The 17,246-nt window shown below is 39.6% G+C and carries 20 protein-coding genes; 4 read left to right on the top strand and 16 right to left on the bottom strand.

Going from position 1 to position 17,246, the window contains the following annotated elements; all coding sequences use genetic code 11:
- Position 1: 1 nt before the first annotated feature.
- The 3 genes from BMZ55_RS09150 to folK all read right to left on the bottom strand — a co-directional run bounded on the left by BMZ55_RS09150 (position 2) and on the right by folK (position 3,036).
- Positions 2–1,432 (bottom strand): OmpA family protein, encoded by a 1,431-nt coding sequence (locus BMZ55_RS09150; RefSeq protein ID WP_039341280.1) that lies wholly within the window; start codon positions 1,430–1,432, stop codon positions 2–4.
- Positions 1,433–1,502: 70 nt separating this feature from the next.
- Entirely contained in the window at positions 1,503–2,603 is a 1,101-nt protein-coding gene (locus BMZ55_RS09145; protein ID WP_089820076.1) for an outer membrane beta-barrel protein, read from the bottom strand.
- Position 2,604: 1 nt separating this feature from the next.
- A complete protein-coding gene (gene folK, locus BMZ55_RS09140) occupies positions 2,605–3,036 on the bottom strand; it encodes a 2-amino-4-hydroxy-6-hydroxymethyldihydropteridine diphosphokinase (RefSeq protein ID WP_089820075.1) in 432 nt (143 codons plus the stop codon).
- A 23-nt stretch (positions 3,037–3,059) separates the two neighbouring features.
- Here folK and sppA point away from each other — a divergent pair, with 23 nt between their 5' ends.
- Positions 3,060–4,814, top strand: coding sequence for a signal peptide peptidase SppA (sppA, locus tag BMZ55_RS09135; RefSeq protein WP_089820074.1), 1,755 nt, complete (start codon positions 3,060–3,062; stop codon positions 4,812–4,814).
- A gap of 57 nt (positions 4,815–4,871) precedes the next feature.
- Here sppA and BMZ55_RS09130 read toward each other — a convergent pair whose 3' ends face one another.
- The 8 genes from BMZ55_RS09130 to BMZ55_RS09095 form a co-directional block, all read right to left on the bottom strand.
- Positions 4,872–5,126 (bottom strand): GlsB/YeaQ/YmgE family stress response membrane protein, encoded by a 255-nt coding sequence (locus BMZ55_RS09130; RefSeq protein ID WP_039341291.1) that lies wholly within the window; start codon positions 5,124–5,126, stop codon positions 4,872–4,874.
- Between the two features lie 143 nt (positions 5,127–5,269).
- On the bottom strand, positions 5,270–6,223 hold the full coding sequence (gene ftsY / locus BMZ55_RS09125) for a signal recognition particle-docking protein FtsY (protein WP_089820073.1): 954 nt from the start codon (positions 6,221–6,223) through the stop codon (positions 5,270–5,272).
- 117 nt (positions 6,224–6,340) lie between these two features.
- Positions 6,341–6,496 (bottom strand): DUF4295 domain-containing protein, encoded by a 156-nt coding sequence (locus tag BMZ55_RS09120; protein ID WP_084060817.1) that lies wholly within the window; start codon positions 6,494–6,496, stop codon positions 6,341–6,343.
- Positions 6,497–6,517: 21 nt separating this feature from the next.
- Positions 6,518–6,700 (bottom strand): 50S ribosomal protein L33, encoded by a 183-nt coding sequence (gene rpmG / locus BMZ55_RS09115; RefSeq protein WP_039341297.1) that lies wholly within the window; start codon positions 6,698–6,700, stop codon positions 6,518–6,520.
- Positions 6,701–6,709: 9 nt separating this feature from the next.
- Positions 6,710–6,949: a 50S ribosomal protein L28 gene (gene rpmB / locus BMZ55_RS09110; protein ID WP_039341300.1), complete on the bottom strand. Its 240-nt coding sequence runs from the start codon at positions 6,947–6,949 to the stop codon at positions 6,710–6,712.
- A 146-nt stretch (positions 6,950–7,095) separates the two neighbouring features.
- The gene (gene murB, locus BMZ55_RS09105) at positions 7,096–8,115 is read right to left on the bottom strand and encodes a UDP-N-acetylmuramate dehydrogenase (RefSeq protein WP_089820072.1); all 1,020 of its coding nucleotides are present in this window, start codon (positions 8,113–8,115) and stop codon (positions 7,096–7,098) included.
- Positions 8,116–8,167: 52 nt separating this feature from the next.
- A complete protein-coding gene (locus BMZ55_RS09100) occupies positions 8,168–9,373 on the bottom strand; it encodes a pyridoxal phosphate-dependent aminotransferase (RefSeq protein ID WP_089820071.1) in 1,206 nt (401 codons plus the stop codon).
- A gap of 354 nt (positions 9,374–9,727) precedes the next feature.
- Complete coding sequence (locus BMZ55_RS09095) at positions 9,728–11,866, bottom strand: M3 family metallopeptidase (RefSeq protein ID WP_089820177.1); 2,139 nt, start codon at positions 11,864–11,866, stop codon at positions 9,728–9,730.
- Between the two features lie 79 nt (positions 11,867–11,945).
- Between BMZ55_RS09095 and BMZ55_RS09090 the strand changes: the two genes are divergently transcribed.
- Positions 11,946–12,743, top strand: a complete 798-nt coding sequence (locus tag BMZ55_RS09090) for a head GIN domain-containing protein (RefSeq protein WP_089820070.1) — start codon at positions 11,946–11,948, stop codon at positions 12,741–12,743.
- A 75-nt stretch (positions 12,744–12,818) separates the two neighbouring features.
- Here the strand turns inward: BMZ55_RS09090 and BMZ55_RS09085 are convergent, their stop codons facing one another.
- The 3 genes from BMZ55_RS09085 to BMZ55_RS09075 are packed head-to-tail and all read right to left on the bottom strand — an operon-like array spanning position 12,819 to position 14,636.
- Positions 12,819–13,619, bottom strand: coding sequence for a TPM domain-containing protein (locus BMZ55_RS09085; protein WP_089820069.1), 801 nt, complete (start codon positions 13,617–13,619; stop codon positions 12,819–12,821).
- Positions 13,600–14,028 (bottom strand): TPM domain-containing protein, encoded by a 429-nt coding sequence (locus BMZ55_RS09080; RefSeq protein WP_089820068.1) that lies wholly within the window; start codon positions 14,026–14,028, stop codon positions 13,600–13,602. Before BMZ55_RS09080 ends, BMZ55_RS09085 begins: the two co-directional genes overlap by 20 nt.
- Positions 14,028–14,636, bottom strand: coding sequence for a LemA family protein (locus tag BMZ55_RS09075; protein WP_089820067.1), 609 nt, complete (start codon positions 14,634–14,636; stop codon positions 14,028–14,030). The genes BMZ55_RS09080 and BMZ55_RS09075 overlap by 1 nt, the downstream gene beginning before the upstream one ends.
- A gap of 78 nt (positions 14,637–14,714) precedes the next feature.
- Between BMZ55_RS09075 and BMZ55_RS09070 the strand changes: the two genes are divergently transcribed.
- Together BMZ55_RS09070 and BMZ55_RS09065 are read left to right on the top strand one after the other, a co-directional pair.
- On the top strand, positions 14,715–15,215 hold the full coding sequence (locus BMZ55_RS09070) for a dihydrofolate reductase (RefSeq protein WP_089820066.1): 501 nt from the start codon (positions 14,715–14,717) through the stop codon (positions 15,213–15,215).
- A gap of 63 nt (positions 15,216–15,278) precedes the next feature.
- Positions 15,279–15,845, top strand: a complete 567-nt coding sequence (locus tag BMZ55_RS09065) for a hypothetical protein (protein WP_089820065.1) — start codon at positions 15,279–15,281, stop codon at positions 15,843–15,845.
- 237 nt (positions 15,846–16,082) lie between these two features.
- Here BMZ55_RS09065 and BMZ55_RS09060 read toward each other — a convergent pair whose 3' ends face one another.
- Both BMZ55_RS09060 and coaD read right to left on the bottom strand, forming a co-directional pair.
- Complete coding sequence (locus BMZ55_RS09060; RefSeq protein WP_089820176.1) at positions 16,083–16,661, bottom strand: trimeric intracellular cation channel family protein; 579 nt, start codon at positions 16,659–16,661, stop codon at positions 16,083–16,085.
- A 63-nt stretch (positions 16,662–16,724) separates the two neighbouring features.
- On the bottom strand, positions 16,725–17,201 hold the full coding sequence (gene coaD, locus BMZ55_RS09055) for a pantetheine-phosphate adenylyltransferase (protein ID WP_039341328.1): 477 nt from the start codon (positions 17,199–17,201) through the stop codon (positions 16,725–16,727).
- Positions 17,202–17,246 lie beyond the last annotated feature (45 nt).

Genomic DNA, 17,246 nt, shown 5'->3' with positions numbered 1-17,246 from the left:
ATTATTTAGCTTCGAAGTAAACTCTTCGGTTTGCTCTGTTTTTCCATTCAGGGCACTTTGTAGCCGGTTCACATTCTGGATATTTCAAGTCTTTTTCTCCTTTTCCGATTGCATTGATTTTACCTGCATTTACTCCGTTGTCGATCAAATAATTTTTAACGCTATTTGCTCTTCTTTCAGATAAATTTTGGTTATAAGCATCAGAACCTCTGGTATCTGTTCCACCGATTACGTTGTAAGTACCTTCGGAAGAATTGATGTAAGTTACTGCATTATTTAAAATTGGTGTGTTTGACGGAAGGATTCTGTCTGAATCGAAATCGAATTCAATACCTTCAAGTGTTCTTGTATCGTCAGAAACTGTAGATGAAGAAGTTGTAGGACAACCGTCATTTTCAACTGGTCCCGGAACAGTTACACATTTGTCATACAAATCGATAACGCCATCTAAATCAGCATCTAAAGCTACACCAGCACCGTCAACTCTCGCTCCGGCAGGCGTATCCAATTGTCTGTCCCAATCATCGCAAACTCCGTCATTATCAGCATCACCTGTTTTACAAACTTCAACATCCTGATTTCTTTCAGCCAAAACATCTAACTTGTAATAGATTTCCTGTAACGGATCGTGCCAGAAAAGGTGAGATTCGTGTTTTCCTAAATTTAATGTTGCACCTAAAGTCAGGTTGATTAAGTTATCTGATGGGCTGTCATTAACCGTTTTACGTGCACCGTCAAATGTCTCATCACCGGAAACCAGATACATACCTCTTGCTTCCAAATCTAATGATTTAGTCGCGCGGTATTTTACACCAGCACCTGCCTGGCCGAATAAACTGTTTAATTTAAACGGTTCTATTTCGGTAATTAAAGCCTGGTTATAAACTGGACCTGCATCCTGTCTGTAAGCTCTGTAAGCCAATGTACCAATACCTGCATAGCCGTGAAGTGCCCATCTGAAAGGTGAGTGATTATCAACTCTACGCAACAGGTTGGAAATATTAAGGTCTCCTAAAACGGAAAGTGCATCATACTGAGTTCTTGCACCGTCTCCCGCAGTAGTTGTTTCGTGATCTTTGGTATTTACAAAACCCTGTCTTGTTTCACCTTTGTCGTATTGTAGTTTAAGACCGAAAGCATGGGTAATTGCTTTGTCAACACTTAAATAAGCCGACCAGCCGAATAAGTTTTTACCTGCTCCAAAACCTTTAATAGAAGTTAAGTCAGATGACTGCATTAAAGGTACACCTACCCCAGCAGAAACTGCCCAGTCATTAAACCTTTTCGATTCCTGCGTAAACGGGGAAACATTTGCTGAACCGGAAGTGTAGGCATTTGGATAACCTACGGGCGCAACAGCAATTGTGTCCTGTGCAAAAGTAGCTGTTGGTATAGCTAATGCGATTGCAATAATTGTTAAATTTAGTTTCATATTTTGTTATTATTTGTAGATTAAGAATTTATAATATTTTGCATCAATATTTGTTGCATCTCATATTATATTATTTCGGGCAACCACTGTTTTCTACCGTACCCGGTACAGTAACACATTTGTCATAAAGGTCAATAACACCATCCAGGTCCATATCTAAAGCTACACCAGCACCGTCAACTCGTGCACCTGTTGGTGTATCAAGCTGTCTGTCCCAATCATCGCAAACGCCATCATTATCTGCATCACCACGTTCGCAAACAACCAGTTCAATTGGTTTCGCTTCCAGCACCCCAATTCTGCCGTTAATATCCTGCAATGGATCATACCATGATAAATGAGTATCGTGACCACCTAATTTAAAGGTTAAACCAAGATTTACCGTAAATAAATTGTCTGAAGTACCTGGATTAATCGCGTTATATGGAGGTCTCGCATTTTTGCCGTAACCGCCGCCATCGAAAGAATCATCACCGGTTATAGTATATAATGCTCGTGCTTCAATATCAATTAATTTGGACGCATTATATTTCACGCCTGTTCCCAAATGAAACATGAAAGTATCTAAACCTAATTTTTGGTCAATTTTTATAGGAATTCTTGGTGGATTTGTACTGTATCTCGACATATCATTATCAAGCAATAAAGTATTGTAACCCTGGAAACCTAAACCTGCGTACCCGTGCAAAGCCCATCTGTAAGGTGAGTGGTTGTCTACACGTCGCATTAAATTAGAAAAATTTATATCACCCATTAAAGAAAGTTGGTGATATTTTGTATAAGCTGTCGCAACGCCCGCTGCTGCTCCAAGTTCGCCAGGCAACATAGCCTTTTGGTTGGTTTCTCCGGTTTGGAAATGTAATCCTAAACCAAAAACATGTGTAATTTGTTTGTCTAATGACCCATACAAATTCCATCCGAAATCTGTTTTCCCGTCGTAGAACGAGTTTACATCGGCATTTTGTAGAAAAGCGCCGCCGCCACCTATTGAAACGGACCAGTCACGAAACATTCGCGAAGAATTGTCAAAGGGACGGACATCGGCAGAGCCGGAAGAGAATGCATTAGGATAATCCCCGATTGTGCTGTCTACTTTTGTGCTGTCCAGAGTGGTACTCTGCGCAAAAAAAGCCATCGGAAAAGCTAATGTTAATAATAAATTTAATTTCATATTATTGTTTTTTAATGTTCATTAATTCATCCAACAGCCGCCGGGAAAATTCCCGCTGATGCAAATGTTTCTCATGTGGAATTATCAATTCCGTAGAATAAAAGCTAATTTTATCAAAAAATATCACATCAATGTCAATTATTCTATCTTCGTAGATTTTTGAAACTGATGTGTCAGTGCTCCTGCCCATCAACCTTTCAAACGCTTTTAGCTGCTTTAAAAGGGATATGGGTGAATATTGCGTTTTTATTACTATTGCAATATTACAAAAAAAATTATTACTATCAAATTCTACCGGCTCGGTAGTAATCATTTCTGTGCGAGCTATAATTGTGCCGATTTTTGCTTCTAACAGCCGAATTGCGGTTTTTATATTATTTTCTGTGTTCCCGACATTACTTCCCAGTAACAAAGTGACTTCATGTTGCGACATATAGCACAAATATAAAAAGAATAATGAAGAGTTTTTTTAAAAATGTTTTAGCAAATATTGTTGCTGTAATTATTATCGCCGCGGTATTTTCTATCACCATTATTATGCTCATTGCTGCAAGTGCTTTAAGCGGTGACCAAAAACCCAAAATCAAAGACAAATCTGTCCTTACTCTCGATTTTAAAACCAATATCATCGATAGTCCTTCGGAAGACCAAGGTGAAATTTTTACCTTCAATAACACCGAAAAAAACATCATGATTTATGATATGCTGGAAGCGGTGAACAATGCGAAATCTGATGATAAAATTAAAGGAATCAGTATAGAAACCGATGGTTTACGTGCCGGTTTTACGCAGCTGGATGATTTGCGTGCCGCATTACAGGATTTTAAGAAAAGCGGAAAGTTTGTGTATGCTTACGGAAATGTGGTTTCTCAACCCGCTTATTATTTAGGTTCGGTTGCTGATAAATATATTCTCAATCCAGCGGGGGGAATTGATTTGAAAGGACTTTCCATGGAAGTGCTTTACATGAAAAGTTTTGCTGATAAATACGGTATAGGAATACAGATCATTCGCCACGGAAAATACAAAGCCGCGGTAGAACCTTTTATGCGCGATGATATGTCACCAGAAAACAAAGAGCAGCTTTCAACTTTATTGAATGACATCTGGTCTGAAAATGCCGGCAAAATTGCAGCGTCAAGAAAAATGGATACCTTGCAGTTCCGCACTGTGGTCGACAGCCTGTACGGTACAATTCCGGAACTAAGCATTCAGAACAAATTGGTGGACCGGTTGATGCAGAAAAGCGAATACGACCAAATGATAAAAAATAGGCTAAAACTCGGCGAAAAAGATAAACTCTCCAAAGTTTCCTTCAGTAAATACATAAAGTCATTTGAGGAAAAAACCGATAAAAAGGAGCAAATAGCTGTTCTATATGCTTCCGGAACAATTTATAATGGTGAAGGTTTCGATGATATTTACGCAGAAAATTTCATCAAGGAAATTAAAAAACTTGCCGAAAACGAGAAAATAAAAGCCGTGGTTTTACGCGTAAATTCACCAGGTGGAAGTGCGAACGCTTCTGACGAAATATTATTCGAGCTTCAGCAGCTAAAAAAGAAAAAACCGCTGATCGTTTCATTTGGTGACTATGCCGCTTCTGGCGGATATTACATTTCCATGGCGGCGGATAAAATTTATTCCGAACCGAACACCCTTACCGGTTCAATTGGCGTTTTTGGAATGATTCCTTATTTTAAAGAAATAGCCGATAAAAACGGTTTAAGCGCGCACGCAGTTTCCACGAACGCCAACTCCAATATGTATTCTGCAATTAACGGCGTTACACCAAGCGGTGTAGCAATTTTAACTAAAAGTGTCGAACAGACTTATAAAAGATTTGTACATTTTGTAACCAAAAACCGAAATAAATCTTTTGAACAAATCGATGCGATTGGTGGCGGACGGGTTTGGAGCGGAGCGCGCGCAAAGCAGATCGGGCTTGTAGATGAACTTGGAAGTTTGCAGGATGCTATAAAATTCGCTGCTCAAAAGGCAAAAATTAAAGATTTCGGTGTCGTAAATTATCCAAAAAAATCGTCGCCTTTCGAGCAGTTTTTTAAGAATATAGAGGAAGACGAAATCTCAGCAAGATTCATCAAAAATAAAATCGGTGCTGAAAATTATAAAATGTTTGAAATGATTTCGAACCCGAAATTCAAGCAAGGTGTAATGATGACCACACCTTTTCAAATTAAAATGGATTAAGAACAAAAAAAAATCCCGCACTGAAATTCAGCGCGGGATTTTTATATTTTCTTTTAATTATCCACGTTTTGTGGCCATACCGTAGATCCAGAGAACGACCAGCGCTCCTACTACAGCAAGAAGAATTCCTTTGATGTCAAAATCTTCAACAGTTCCCCAACCTAGCATACTTCCGATCCATCCACCAACGAATGCTCCTACGATACCTAAGATGATTGTTAAAAGCCAACCCATGTTCTGGTTTCCTGGCATAATTAATTTAGCGATTGCTCCTGCGATAAGACCAAAAATGATCCAAGTTAAAATTCCCATAGTTTAAAAATTTAATGTTAGTATTTATTAATTTAACTTCTATTCTCTCATCAAACATAAGACCAAAAGAAACTGACAACTGCATTTTTTAATCAACTACAGGTTAAAATTAATAAATTATATTTAAATAATGGGCATTTTTATTATCTTTTTTTGAAAAACGAATCCACGAACTCTGCTCCGTTGAAGAGCTGAAGATCAGTCATTTTCTCGCCAACACCGATGTATTTTACCGGGATTTGGAACTGATCTGAAATACCGATTACCACTCCGCCTTTCGCAGTTCCATCTAATTTTGTAATCGCCAAAGCATTTACTTCCGTCGCCGCTGTAAACTGTTTTGCCTGCTCAAAAGCATTCTGCCCAGTAGAACCGTCAAGCACCAAAAGAATTTCGTGTGGCGCATCGGGCAGCACTTTCTGCATCACTCGTTTGATTTTCGTGAGCTCGTTCATTAAGTTCACTTTATTGTGAAGTCGACCCGCGGTATCGATGATTACAACATCTGCATTGTTTGCCACCGCACTTTGTACCGTGTCAAAAGCTACAGACGCCGGATCGCTTCCCATATTTTGCTTTACAATCGGTACACCGACTCTTTCACTCCAAATAACAAGCTGATCAACCGCGGCAGCGCGAAATGTATCGGCAGCTCCCAAAACCACTTTTTTACCTTCGCTTTTAAACTGATGCGCCAGCTTTCCGATGGTTGTAGTTTTTCCGACACCGTTTACACCCACCACCATAATTACATAAGGTTTTTTGGTCTCATCGATATTGCCACTTCCGGCGTGGGGATTATCGAGTAATAAGCCGGTAATTTCTTCACGTAAAATTCTGTCCAGTTCGTCTGTACCGACGAATTTGTCGCGCGCCACACGGTTTTCAATTCTTTCAATGATTTTAATGGTGGTAGATGCGCCGACATCCGACGCGATAAGAACTTCTTCCAGATCATCCAAAACCTCATCATCAACTTTAGATTTCCCTACGACCGCTTTCGAGATTTTATCGAAAAAACCCTGGCTGGATTTTTCCAGACCTTTATCTAAAGTTTCCTTCTCTTCTTTTTTAAATATTTTTTTATACCAACTCATTGTCAGATTTCAGTTTTACATTAAGAAATTTAAGCGCCGCCGCGGCTGGCAAACAAAGATAAAATAAAAAAACTACCCAAAATGGATAGTCTTATATATTCGCAATGGTGCTGAATATTATTTTTTCAAATAAGCTTCAACCTCGTCAGCGTTCATTACTTTTTCGTCAAATACGTAAGCTCCGGATTTAGGAGATTTTACCATTTTCACAACTTTGGTCATTTTCTTTGATCCTGCACCACCCTGAAGCGTTGCTACTACTTTCTTTGCCATATTCTATAACTTTTAAAAAAATTATTTAATTTCTTTGTGAACAGTATATTTCTTCAGAACAGGATTATATTTTTTCAATTCCAATCTTTCTGTAGTGTTCTTTTTATTTTTAGTAGTGATGTATCGTGACATTCCTGCTACTCCAGTTTCTTTGTGCTCAGTACACTCCAAAATCACCTGTACTCTATTTCCTTTTTTTGCCATGATTTCTTCTTATTTTTTAATAAAACCATTTCTGGTTGCTCTTACGATAGCTTCTTCAATACCAATTCTATTGATAATTCTCAAACCGTGAGCTGAAACTTTTAAAGTTACAGATTTCTCCTGCTCCGGGATGTAAAATTTCTTTTCCAACAAATTTATCTCAAAACGACGTTTCGTTTTGTTATTAGCGTGAGAAACATTGTTTCCTACCATTGCACGCTTTCCTGTTATTTGGCAAATTCTTGACATATCTCGATGTTCTTTTTTTACTACTAAATATTTGAGAGTGCAAAATAACGAAGAATTTTTTAGTTAGACAAATATAATTCAGATTTATTTTCTACAAAATCAAACAAATAAGCCCCGAATTTTTCTCCAAACCATTCCCCACAATTTTACAGGATGTTCACTTCCCTTTCCAGCTCAATACCAAACTTTTCTGCCACCGAATCAATGATCTGCGCCGAAAAATCATAGATTTCCTGTCCGCTCGCTTTTCCCGTTTTGTTCACGATTACCAAAGCCTGCAACTCGTGCGACGCCACATTTCCAATCTGTTTGCCTTTCCAGCCACATTGTTCGATGAGCCAGCCCGCCGGGATTTTCACCAAATCACCGTTTGGATAATTCGGCATGTCCGGATATTTTTTCTGCACTTCTAAAAACTGATTTTTGGTGATCGATGGATTTTTAAAAAAACTGCCCGCATTGCCCAGAATTTTTGGGTCCGGCAATTTGCTTTGTCTGATGTTAATGACCGCCGCGGAAATTTCCTGAATCGTCGGATTTTCAATTCCCATCTTTTCCAGCTCAGTTTTTATCGCGCCATATTCCGTTTTCAGCTGATGATTTTTCCGGGTCAGTTTAAAGGTAACTTCAAGAATCACAAATTCACCTTTTCGCTCACGTTTAAAAATCGATTCGCGGTAACCGAACTTGCATTCTTCATTAATGAAAATTTCAGTTTCCAAAGTTTCAAGGTTCAAAACTTTGCAACTTACAAAACTGTCTTTAATTTCCCGGCCATACGCACCAATATTCTGCATCGGCGACGTACCCACATTCCCCGGAATCAATGACAAATTCTCAAGTCCGCCATAATTTTTTTCCAGACAAAACTGCACAAATTCATGCCAGTTTTCACCGGCTTTTGAAGTCACCAAAACTTCATCATCACTCAAAAGTTCCTCCGTAATTCCTTGTAAATTTAACTGAATGACCAAACCTTCAAAATCTTTGGTAAATAAAATATTACTTCCGCCACCTACAAATAACGGTCTTAAAGCCTGTCTTTTTGCAAATTGCAATGCCTCGATAAGTTCGTTTTCAGAAGTGACTTCTGCAAAATATTTTGCCGAAACATCAACGCCGAAAGTATTGTAATTTTTTAAAGAATAGTTTTCCTGAATCTTCATGTATTTAAAATATTAAAAAAAACGGGCTAAAACCCGCTTTTTTTTGATTTTACTAAAGATTGAACTCCAGCTTATATTTTTCTAGTGCGTCGCTTAAAAGCTCTACACTTCGGCGCAAATCTTCTTCTTTTAAAACGTACGCTATTCTGACCTGTTTTCTGCCCAATTCCGGATCGCTGTAAAAACCGCTCATTGGCGCCACCATTATGGTTTCGTTGTTGTTCGAATAACTTTCCAGCAGCCATTGCGCAAATTTATCGGTATCATCCACCGGAAGTTCTACCGCGCAGTAAAAAGCGCCTTTCGGTTTCGGACAAATCACGCCCGGAATACCGTTCAGCAAATCCACCAAAACATTTCTGCGGTGCGTATATTCAGCCCGAACTTTTAAAATATATTCAGAATCGTTTTCGTGTGCCGCAGCTGCCGCAATTTGTCCCAACAAAACCGGACTCAATCGTGCCTGCGCGAAAAGCATCGCCGCATCATGAATTTTTTTAGAACGCGTTACCATAAAACCGATGCGCACCCCGCACATCGAATATCTTTTGGATTCAGAATCAATGATGATGCAGTTTTCCGAAATTTCCGGAAATTCAAACATAGAAATTTGCTGTTTTCCGTCGTACACATATTCGCGGTAAACCTCATCAGAAATAATTACGATATCGTGTTTTTTAGCAATATCAGCCAGTTTCTGCAATTCTTCACGCGTGTAAAGATAACCCGTCGGGTTTCCCGGATTGCAAATCAAAATTGCGCGCGTTTTATCGGTGATTTTCTCTTCAAAATCTTCTACCGGCGGCAAAGCAAATCCCGTTTCAATGGTAGACGAAACCGCCACCACATTCACATTAAAAGAACTCGCAAAACCGTTATAATTCGCATAATACGGTTCCGGAATGATCACCTCGTCACCATCATCACACAAGGTGGAAATCGCAAAATTCAGCGCTTCCGAACCACCGTTGGTTACAATGAAATTATCCGTTGTCAAATCGGTAAAACCCAAAGAATGGTAATAATTGTTCAGCGCCGTTCTGTAATTCAAATTCCCTTCAGAAAGTGCATATTCATAAATCTTCAAATCATTGTTTTTAACGGCATCCAGCGCAGATTTTGGCGTTTCAATATCTGGCTGACCAATGTTTAAATGATAAACTTTAATTCCTTTTTGCTTGGCTTGCAAGGCATAAGGAACCAGTTTTCGCACCGGCGAGGCGGGCATATGTTGTGCTCTTTCAGAAATTTTTGGCATTATATAAACTTTTACACAAAATTAAGAATATTTTTCGGGAGCAACACGGTTTTCTCTTCTAACAAGATGATCACCGGTCTCCGCTGCAATCTTTTTTTTCCTCCGCGGAGTTCAGCCGCAAAAAAAGGATTTCCGCTGCACCCGGGCTAGAAGTTCAGGTAGTTTTTCATCCGACGGGTGCGCGTACGGCATTCTGAAAAAATTTGCCCGAAAAACATCCAAAAAATTTATTCATCAAAATCTGATTCTTTTACATTTCTGTAATAAGTTTAACTGAAAAAATTTGCCTGAATAGCGCCAAAAAAAACCGCAGAAAAAATCTGCGGTTTTGTATCAGTTATTTTGTGGTTGATTTTATTTGATAAAGCCTTTGCTTTTCAGTAAAGGTTTCAAATCTGCCTCACGGCCTGTAAATTCTTTATAGGCCTCGTTCAAATCTTTTGAATTTCCTACAGACAGAATATACTTCCGGAAACGGTCACCGTTTTCACGCGTCATTCCGCCGTGATTGGAGATCCAATCCCACGCGTCGGCGTTCAGCATGTCGCTCCACATATAGGCGTAATAACCTGCAGAATATCCGCCGCCCCAAATGTGCGCAAAGTATGGCGAATGGTATCTTGGCGGAACTTCAGTAAGGTTGAATCCGTATTTCGCCAAGACATCTTTTTCAAATTCCAAAGTTGGTTTAAACTGCGATTCGTCGGTTACCGAATGCCAGTTCATATCCAGAGTCGCTGCAGAAACAAGTTCTGTGGTAGAATAACCCTGGTTGAAAGTTCCGGCTTTTTTAATTTTATCAACTAACGCCTTTGGCATTGGTTTTTTAGTTTCGTAATGAATGGCGTAATTTTTCAAAACTGAAGGTTCCAGCGCAAAAAATTCATTGATTTGCGACGGAAATTCTACGAAATCACGCGGAACATTGGTCCCGGAAATCGAAATGTATTTCTGGTCTGCAAATAAACCGTGCAAAGTGTGCCCAAACTCATGGAACATCGTAGTTACATCGTCATATGAAATCAACGAGGGTTTTCCTTCCGCCGGTTTCTGGTAATTGAAAACGTTAACAATCACAGGTTTCTGGCCTAGCAGATGCGACTGCTCAACAAAGTTGCTCATCCACGCGCCGCCGTTTTTATTGCTACGGGTATAAAAATCCAGGTAATAAAGTGCCATTGATTTTCCGTCTTTATCGAAAACTTCGTAAGCCACCACATCTGGATGATAAACCGGCAAATCCTTTCTTTCCTTGAAGGTTATACCGTAGAATTTTTCTGCGGCATAGAAAACACCTTTCTCGAGAACGGTCGTTACTTCGAAATATGGTTTAATTTCGTTTTCATCCAGATCATATTTTGCTTTACGAACCTGCTCTGCAAAGAAATTCCAGTCCCACGGCTCTACGGTAAAACCACCTTTTTGCTTGTCAATCAGCGCCTGAATTTCATCGCTTTCACGTTTTGCAGTTGCCACGGCTGGTGTTGCCAAACGCGCTAAAAGATTCATCGCATTTTCCGGAGTTTTCGCCATCTGGTCCTGTAACTTCCATTCTGCGAAAGATTTTTTGCCCATTAAATGGCCTTTTTCCATGCGAAGCTTCGCTTCTTTTTCCAGAATAGCTCTGGTGTCATTTTCGTCCCCTTTCTGTGCGCGGAACCACGAAGCGCGGAATAACTTTTCTCTCGTTTCGCGGTTTTTAAGATTTTGAAGCAAAGGCTGCTGCGTCGTATTTTGTAAAGCCAAAAGATAACCGGTTTTTCCGGCAGCTTTTGCATCGGCTGCAGCCGCGGCAATTTCGTCTGCTGAAAGTCCGTCCAGCTCTTTTACATCAGCGATGAGAAGTGCACCTTCTTTTCTGGCATCCAATAATTTGCTCGAAAACTGCGTAGAAAGCGTTGCCAGTTCTTCATTGATTTTTTTCACCTTCGCTTTATTTTCCGGTGAAAGATTTGCGCCGGCAAGATCGAAATTGGTGGTATATAATTCTAAAACTCGTTTTTCTTCGGAACCTAAATTGTCAGTTTTAATGGCTTTAATCCTTGAATATAATTTTTCGTTCAGATAAATTTTGTCGCTCAAAGCCGAAAAAACCGGTGCGTATTCCTCTTCTAATTTCTGCAAGCCCGGATTGGTATTAGAGCCGGTAAGATTATAGAATACAAGCTGTGCTCTTTTTAAAACTTCACCGCTGTTTTCCAGCGCCACAATAGTATTTTCGAAAGTTGGCGCCGCAGTATTGTTAGCGATTGCTTCAATTTCTGCCAGCTGAACTTTCATTCCGTAATCAAAAGCCGGTTTGAAATGTTCGTCTTTAATTTTGTCAAATTCCGGTGCCTGATATTGCAGTGAACTTTTCTTTAAAAAAGGATTATTTGCCATTACGTCTGGAATCGCAATTTCTGTGGATGCGTTTTCGGTTGTTTTCATAGTAGTACAGGCGGAAGTTAACGCCAGAGAAGATATTAAAAAAACAGATGTAATATTTTTCATTCTTGAATTGTTATTTAAAGATAAAGGTATTAATTTTAAATTTATCTTTAACAAATAAACCCTGAAAACAAACTAAACCATGAAAAAATCTCTAATTTTTGGCTGCTGTGCAGTGCTTTTTTTTAATTCCTGTTCCATAAAGTCAGACAACGGTTTTTCGCTGAATTTCCAGACTAAAGAAGGAAAAGGAATAATTAAAAACAAAGAGTTTAAAGGTAATTTTGATGAAATTAAAGTTTCACAATCCATCAACGCGGAAATTGTAAAAGCAAACACCGAAAAAGTAGTTTTAAGCGCACCATCCGATATCATTGATGATGTTTTGGTAGAAAATAAAAACGGAAAACTTTATATCCATTTCAAACCCGGACTTAATATTTCTGCGCGAAATGTAGCGGTGAAAATTTTTGCTAAAGATTTTTCCAAAGTTGAAGCAAATTCTTCCGCCTCAATTGATATAAAAGATCAGTTTACTCAGGATAAAACTAAAGTTAAAGTTGGAAGTTCAGGTTCAGTTACGGGGAATTTAGAAGCCAACGAACTTACCATCGATGTTTCAAGTTCCGGCACCTTCACCGGAAAAATATGGGCAGTAGATTTTGATGCTGAAGTTTCTTCTTCCGGCGACATTATTGTTTCCGGTGAAACCAAAAATGCAAAACTTCATGCCTCATCATCCGGCACCTTGGATGCGCGGAAAGCTACGGCAGCGAATGCAGATATTGAAGCTTCAAGCAGCGGTTCCGTAAGCTTGGCAGTGAAAAACCAACTTTCAGCGCGCGCGAGTTCTTCCGGTGATATTACGATCCGAAAAGCTGGAAACTTAAATGTAATCAGCAAAACCGAAAGCAGCGGTGGCAGCGTGAACATTCAGTAATATATAATTGCTAAAATGAAAAAATCAGCCCTTTTAACGGCTGATTTTTTTCATTTAAAATCTGTTCATTTTAATTTACCAGCCACCAGACGCGCCGCCACCGCCGAAACTTCCGCCGCCTCCAAAGCCACCGAAACCGCCACCTCCAAATCCGCCGCCAGAACCGCCGCCGCCGAAACTTCCCGGGAATGGGAAAAATCCGCCAGGGTAAGATCTTCGTCCGCGACGTGAGAGAATTACATCTTCATCATCACCATTTCGGCCTCGGCCACCGCCACGGTTTCGAAACAGAAAACTCAGGATGATGAAAACAAAAAATGCGATAATCATAATTTGCGCGGGCGACAAACTGTCTTCCAAGGTATCTTTAACAATCGGTTTAAATTTTCCCTGCACGGCTTCCATCAAAGCGGTGGTCCCGCGGTTGATTCCTTCATACCACAATCCCTGCTTGAAATTCGGCGTCACAATATAATCCAGAATCTGCCCTGCGACTGATGCGGTTAAATATTGCTCCACCGCGCGTCCCTGTTGAATAGACATCGTGTGATCTTCGGTCGCAATCAGAAAAACAATTCCGTTGTCTGTTTCTTTCTGGCCAATTCCCCATTTTTCACCATACATCGTTGCGAGATAATTTACATCTTCACCGCCAGTATTTGGAATGATGATGACGGCTATCTCTGTGGAAGTACTGTCGGCAAATTTGATCAGTTTCTGGTTCAGCTGATCTTTTTCAGTCTGCGTTAATAAACCAACTTCGTCGGTAACCGGATATAAAATTGCCGGCTTTTCAGGTATTTTTTGGGCAAAAGCATAGATGCTAAAACCTAAAAATAAAAAAAGGAAAATATATTTACGAGAAAGTAATCTCATTCGAAATTTCATTGGGATTTTCGCCCGAAATCGGGAAATGTTTTTTTAGTTCCAAACCAGTTTCTAAAATCGCCTTTTTCAAACCGTCGTGGTATTTTCCCACCGCAAAATCCCTCGTAATCTGGTCATGCATTTTGTCCCAGAAGTGCTGATGTACTTTTTTGTGAATTCCTTCATCACCGATAATGGTCAAATAGTGCTGCTCAAAATTTACATGAAAAAGCACGGCATTTTTTTCCGCGGTTTTTCCTTCGCACAACATCTTGAAAACCTCAAAAGCAATTTCTGCGTTGTTGCCTTCGGTTTGGGAATCTATGTGAATACGGATTTCACCAGTAGAATGATCTTCGGCGGTTTTAATGGCTTCTACGAGAGAAGCCATTTCAGAATCTGTGAGAAAACTGTTCATTAGTTAGTGAAAACTTCCGGCGCTTTTTGCGCACCTGCATCCGCTTTAAAGTATGGTTTTTCTTTAAAGTTGGTAAAGTTTGCCAAAATATTATTCGGGAAAGTCTTTATCGAAGTATTGTAATCCTGCGCCGCTTCATTGTAATAAACGGTCTCGCTTCGGATGCTGTTTTCAATCGCGGTATATTCTCTTTGAAAATTCAGGTATTGCTGATCCGCTTTCAAGTTTGGATATTGTTCCACAACCGCCATCAATCTGCTCAAAGCACCGCTTAATTCACCTTGCGCCGCCTGGAATTTCGCCATATCAGCTTCGGTCATATTTGTAGGGTCCACAGTAATAGAAGTTGCTTTAGAACGCGCTTCAATTACTTTGGTTAAAGTTTCCTGCTCGAACTGCGAATATGATTTTACGGTACGTTCCAGATTTGGAATCAGGTTCGCACGTTTTTGATATACGGTTTCAACGTTAGACCATTTGGTGTTTACGTTCTGTTCTTTGGTGACAAAATTATTGTAGCCATTTTTACCCCAGAAAAACAGGATAGCAGCAATTACAAGGAGAGCAATACCGATGGTTCCGGCGCTCATACAACCTTTATTTCTCATAGTTTATTAATTTTTTTAATTTTTATTGCTACCCAAATATACAATATATGTGCTAAATTTGTGGCAAATTACTTTAAAATGATTACAGCGGTCGTCGCCATGGGCTTAAACAATGAAATTGGTGCTGAAAATCAAATGCTTTGGCATTTACCAACCGATTTAAAACATTTTAAAGAAATTACCACAGAGCATCCCGTGATCATGGGCCGCAAGACGTACGAAAGCATCGGTAAAGCCTTGCCAAACCGTACCAACATTGTCATCAGCACCAAAAAAGATTGGTTTGAAGAAGGAATTCTGATCGTTGGAAGTATTAAGGAAGCACTGAAATTTGCTAAAAAAATCGATGAAAATATTTTCATCATCGGCGGCGGCAAAATTTACGAACAAACGATGGATGTTACCGATAAACTGGAAGTTACGCTGGTAAAAACCACGCTGAAAGCTGATACTTTCTTTCCGAAAATCAACCCAAAAATCTGGGAGAAAACTGAAGAAATTTGCCACGAAAAGGACGAAAAAAATGCTTTTGACTTTTGCTTTCAAACCTACGAGCGAAAGGTAAAACTCGAAAAATAAGCCTGAAATTGTGCTGTTTCTTTTTAGCACAAATTATTATCTTTGCACCACTAAAATTTAACAATGAATAAATACCTGAAATTCGTTATCGCAGCGCTGATTATCGCAGCCGGAGTATATCTGATGATGAATAGAAATATCGGCTGGGGAATCGTTTTGGTAATTCTTTCCGCGATCCCGATTTTACTTTTTTTCAAAAACGAATATATTTTGGCGGCTTTCTGGTACATGCGAAAACAGAATATGGTAAAAGCTGCGCACTGGCTTTCGAAAATCACCAATTATGAGTCGCAGCTGCACAGATCGCAGTACGGTTATTTCCATTATTTACAGGGACTGACTTTAGCTCAGGAAAATCCGGCTAAAGTTGAGCCTTTTATGAAAAAAGCGTTGGAATTTGGTTTAAATATGAAACATGACCGCGCGATGGCAACATTAAATATCGCTGCCGGAGCCATGCAAAAAGGCCGTCGCCAGGAAGCGCAGAAACTTCTGGAAGAAGCCAAACGCCTGGACTCGGCCGGAATGATGACAGACCAGATAAAGATGCTGAAAGACCAGCTGAAAATGCCGTCAATGCAGAAACACATGCACAACCCGAATATGCGCCAGCGTGGGAAATTCAACTAATATTGATTTCATAAAAAATTAAAAAAAAGCCTCATTTAGGGGCTTTTTTTATGTTTATATGTTTGCCATTGTCGGTGGAAGTTGGTTTACGCAGAAGACTTTAATTAAAAAAAACCCTCATTTAGCGGCTAATTTTTTGACTTGAATTCTTGATTACGCTTGAAAAAACGGGCCAATTTTAAATCAGAAAAATACCGGGCTAAAACGGCATTTTTTTTTAAATTTCAAAGTGAAATATTACATTTCCGAACTGTTGTCCACGCCGTAAAATTTCGGAATTTCCCAATGATATTTCACCGCAAAAGTACGGATGGCGACAATCAGCAAAATCGTGGAAACCTGAACAAATGCGTAAGAAAGCGTACTGTATTTCACCAAACCTAAAAAAATGGTTCCACCGATAATGCACGCCGTGGCATAAATTTCCTTCCGGAAAATAAGCGGAATTCGGTTCAGCAAAATATCGCGACTGATTCCACCAAAACAACCCGTAATCGTTCCTAAAGTGATGCAGATCAGTGGGTGCAAATCAGCATTAATTCCTTTCTGAATTCCGATAATGGTGAAAAGTCCCAAACCGAAACTATCGAATATAAACAAGGTTACTTTAAACTTTTTTTCCACCGATTTAAAAATCATCGAAACGATCGTGGTGATGAAAATAACGCTGCAAATGACCATATCGTGCATCCAGAAAACCGGTACATCGAGGATCAGATCGCGAATTGTACCGCCGCCGACGGAAGTTACAAAAGCAATAATCAGTACACCGAAAGGATCCAGGCGCTTTTGCATCGCGGCAAAACTGCCCGACATCGCAAAAGCAATGGTGCCCAAAATTTCGATGGCTAAACTAAAGTTTTGCTGAACTTCCACGCTTTATTTTGTTTTAGGCGCAACGCGTACAGCTGGTGGAACCAAAATTTCATAATTGCCGCCAAAACTGATGATTTCGCGCACAATACTGCTGCTGATAAAGGATTTCCCGGCAGATGTCAGTAGGAAAATGGTTTCTATTAAATTATTTTTGGTGAGCTCTCGGTTGGTTTGCGCGATGGCTTTTTCAAATTCAAAATCTGCTGGATTTCTGAGGCCGCGAAGTATGAAATTCACGTTTTTGCTGTGGCAGTAATCAATTGTTAGACCTTCAAAATGATCGACTTCAATATTGGGAAAATCTTTGAAAACCTCGCGGATAAAATGCATCCGCTGCTCCAGGGAAAACATGTATTTTTTCTGCGAATTCTGCCCGATCGCGATAATTATTTTGTCAAATAACGGGTACGCTCTTTCTACAATATCGTAGTGACCAAGCGTGATCGGATCGAAAGAACCCGGAAAAACTGCAACTCTCATAAATGGTTGTTTTAATTACAATTTCAATTCGGCTTTTATGAATCT

This window comes from Kaistella treverensis (genome assembly GCF_900114045.1).
Lineage (GTDB): Bacteria > Bacteroidota > Bacteroidia > Flavobacteriales > Weeksellaceae > Kaistella > Kaistella treverensis.
The sequence above is the reverse complement of the archived record's forward strand: the minus strand, read 5'-3'. Positions and strand labels throughout refer to the sequence as shown.

Coding starts and splice junctions, on each gene's coding strand:
- BMZ55_RS09150 (WP_039341280.1), bottom strand. CDS start 1,432: ATGAAACTAAATTTAACAATTATTGCAATCGCATTAGCTATACCAACA.
- BMZ55_RS09145 (WP_089820076.1), bottom strand. CDS start 2,603: ATGAAATTAAATTTATTATTAACATTAGCTTTTCCGATGGCTTTTTTT.
- folK (WP_089820075.1), bottom strand. CDS start 3,036: ATGTCGCAACATGAAGTCACTTTGTTACTGGGAAGTAATGTCGGGAAC.
- sppA (WP_089820074.1), top strand. CDS start 3,060: ATGAAGAGTTTTTTTAAAAATGTTTTAGCAAATATTGTTGCTGTAATT.
- BMZ55_RS09130 (WP_039341291.1), bottom strand. CDS start 5,126: ATGGGAATTTTAACTTGGATCATTTTTGGTCTTATCGCAGGAGCAATC.
- ftsY (WP_089820073.1), bottom strand. CDS start 6,223: ATGAGTTGGTATAAAAAAATATTTAAAAAAGAAGAGAAGGAAACTTTA.
- BMZ55_RS09120 (WP_084060817.1), bottom strand. CDS start 6,496: ATGGCAAAGAAAGTAGTAGCAACGCTTCAGGGTGGTGCAGGATCAAAG.
- rpmG (WP_039341297.1), bottom strand. CDS start 6,700: ATGGCAAAAAAAGGAAATAGAGTACAGGTGATTTTGGAGTGTACTGAG.
- rpmB (WP_039341300.1), bottom strand. CDS start 6,949: ATGTCAAGAATTTGCCAAATAACAGGAAAGCGTGCAATGGTAGGAAAC.
- murB (WP_089820072.1), bottom strand. CDS start 8,115: ATGAAGATTCAGGAAAACTATTCTTTAAAAAATTACAATACTTTCGGC.
- BMZ55_RS09100 (WP_089820071.1), bottom strand. CDS start 9,373: ATGCCAAAAATTTCTGAAAGAGCACAACATATGCCCGCCTCGCCGGTG.
- BMZ55_RS09095 (WP_089820177.1), bottom strand. CDS start 11,866: ATGAAAAATATTACATCTGTTTTTTTAATATCTTCTCTGGCGTTAACT.
- BMZ55_RS09090 (WP_089820070.1), top strand. CDS start 11,946: ATGAAAAAATCTCTAATTTTTGGCTGCTGTGCAGTGCTTTTTTTTAAT.
- BMZ55_RS09085 (WP_089820069.1), bottom strand. CDS start 13,619: ATGAGATTACTTTCTCGTAAATATATTTTCCTTTTTTTATTTTTAGGT.
- BMZ55_RS09080 (WP_089820068.1), bottom strand. CDS start 14,028: ATGAACAGTTTTCTCACAGATTCTGAAATGGCTTCTCTCGTAGAAGCC.
- BMZ55_RS09075 (WP_089820067.1), bottom strand. CDS start 14,636: ATGAGAAATAAAGGTTGTATGAGCGCCGGAACCATCGGTATTGCTCTC.
- BMZ55_RS09070 (WP_089820066.1), top strand. CDS start 14,715: ATGATTACAGCGGTCGTCGCCATGGGCTTAAACAATGAAATTGGTGCT.
- BMZ55_RS09065 (WP_089820065.1), top strand. CDS start 15,279: ATGAATAAATACCTGAAATTCGTTATCGCAGCGCTGATTATCGCAGCC.
- BMZ55_RS09060 (WP_089820176.1), bottom strand. CDS start 16,661: ATGTCGGGCAGTTTTGCCGCGATGCAAAAGCGCCTGGATCCTTTCGGT.
- coaD (WP_039341328.1), bottom strand. CDS start 17,201: ATGAGAGTTGCAGTTTTTCCGGGTTCTTTCGATCCGATCACGCTTGGT.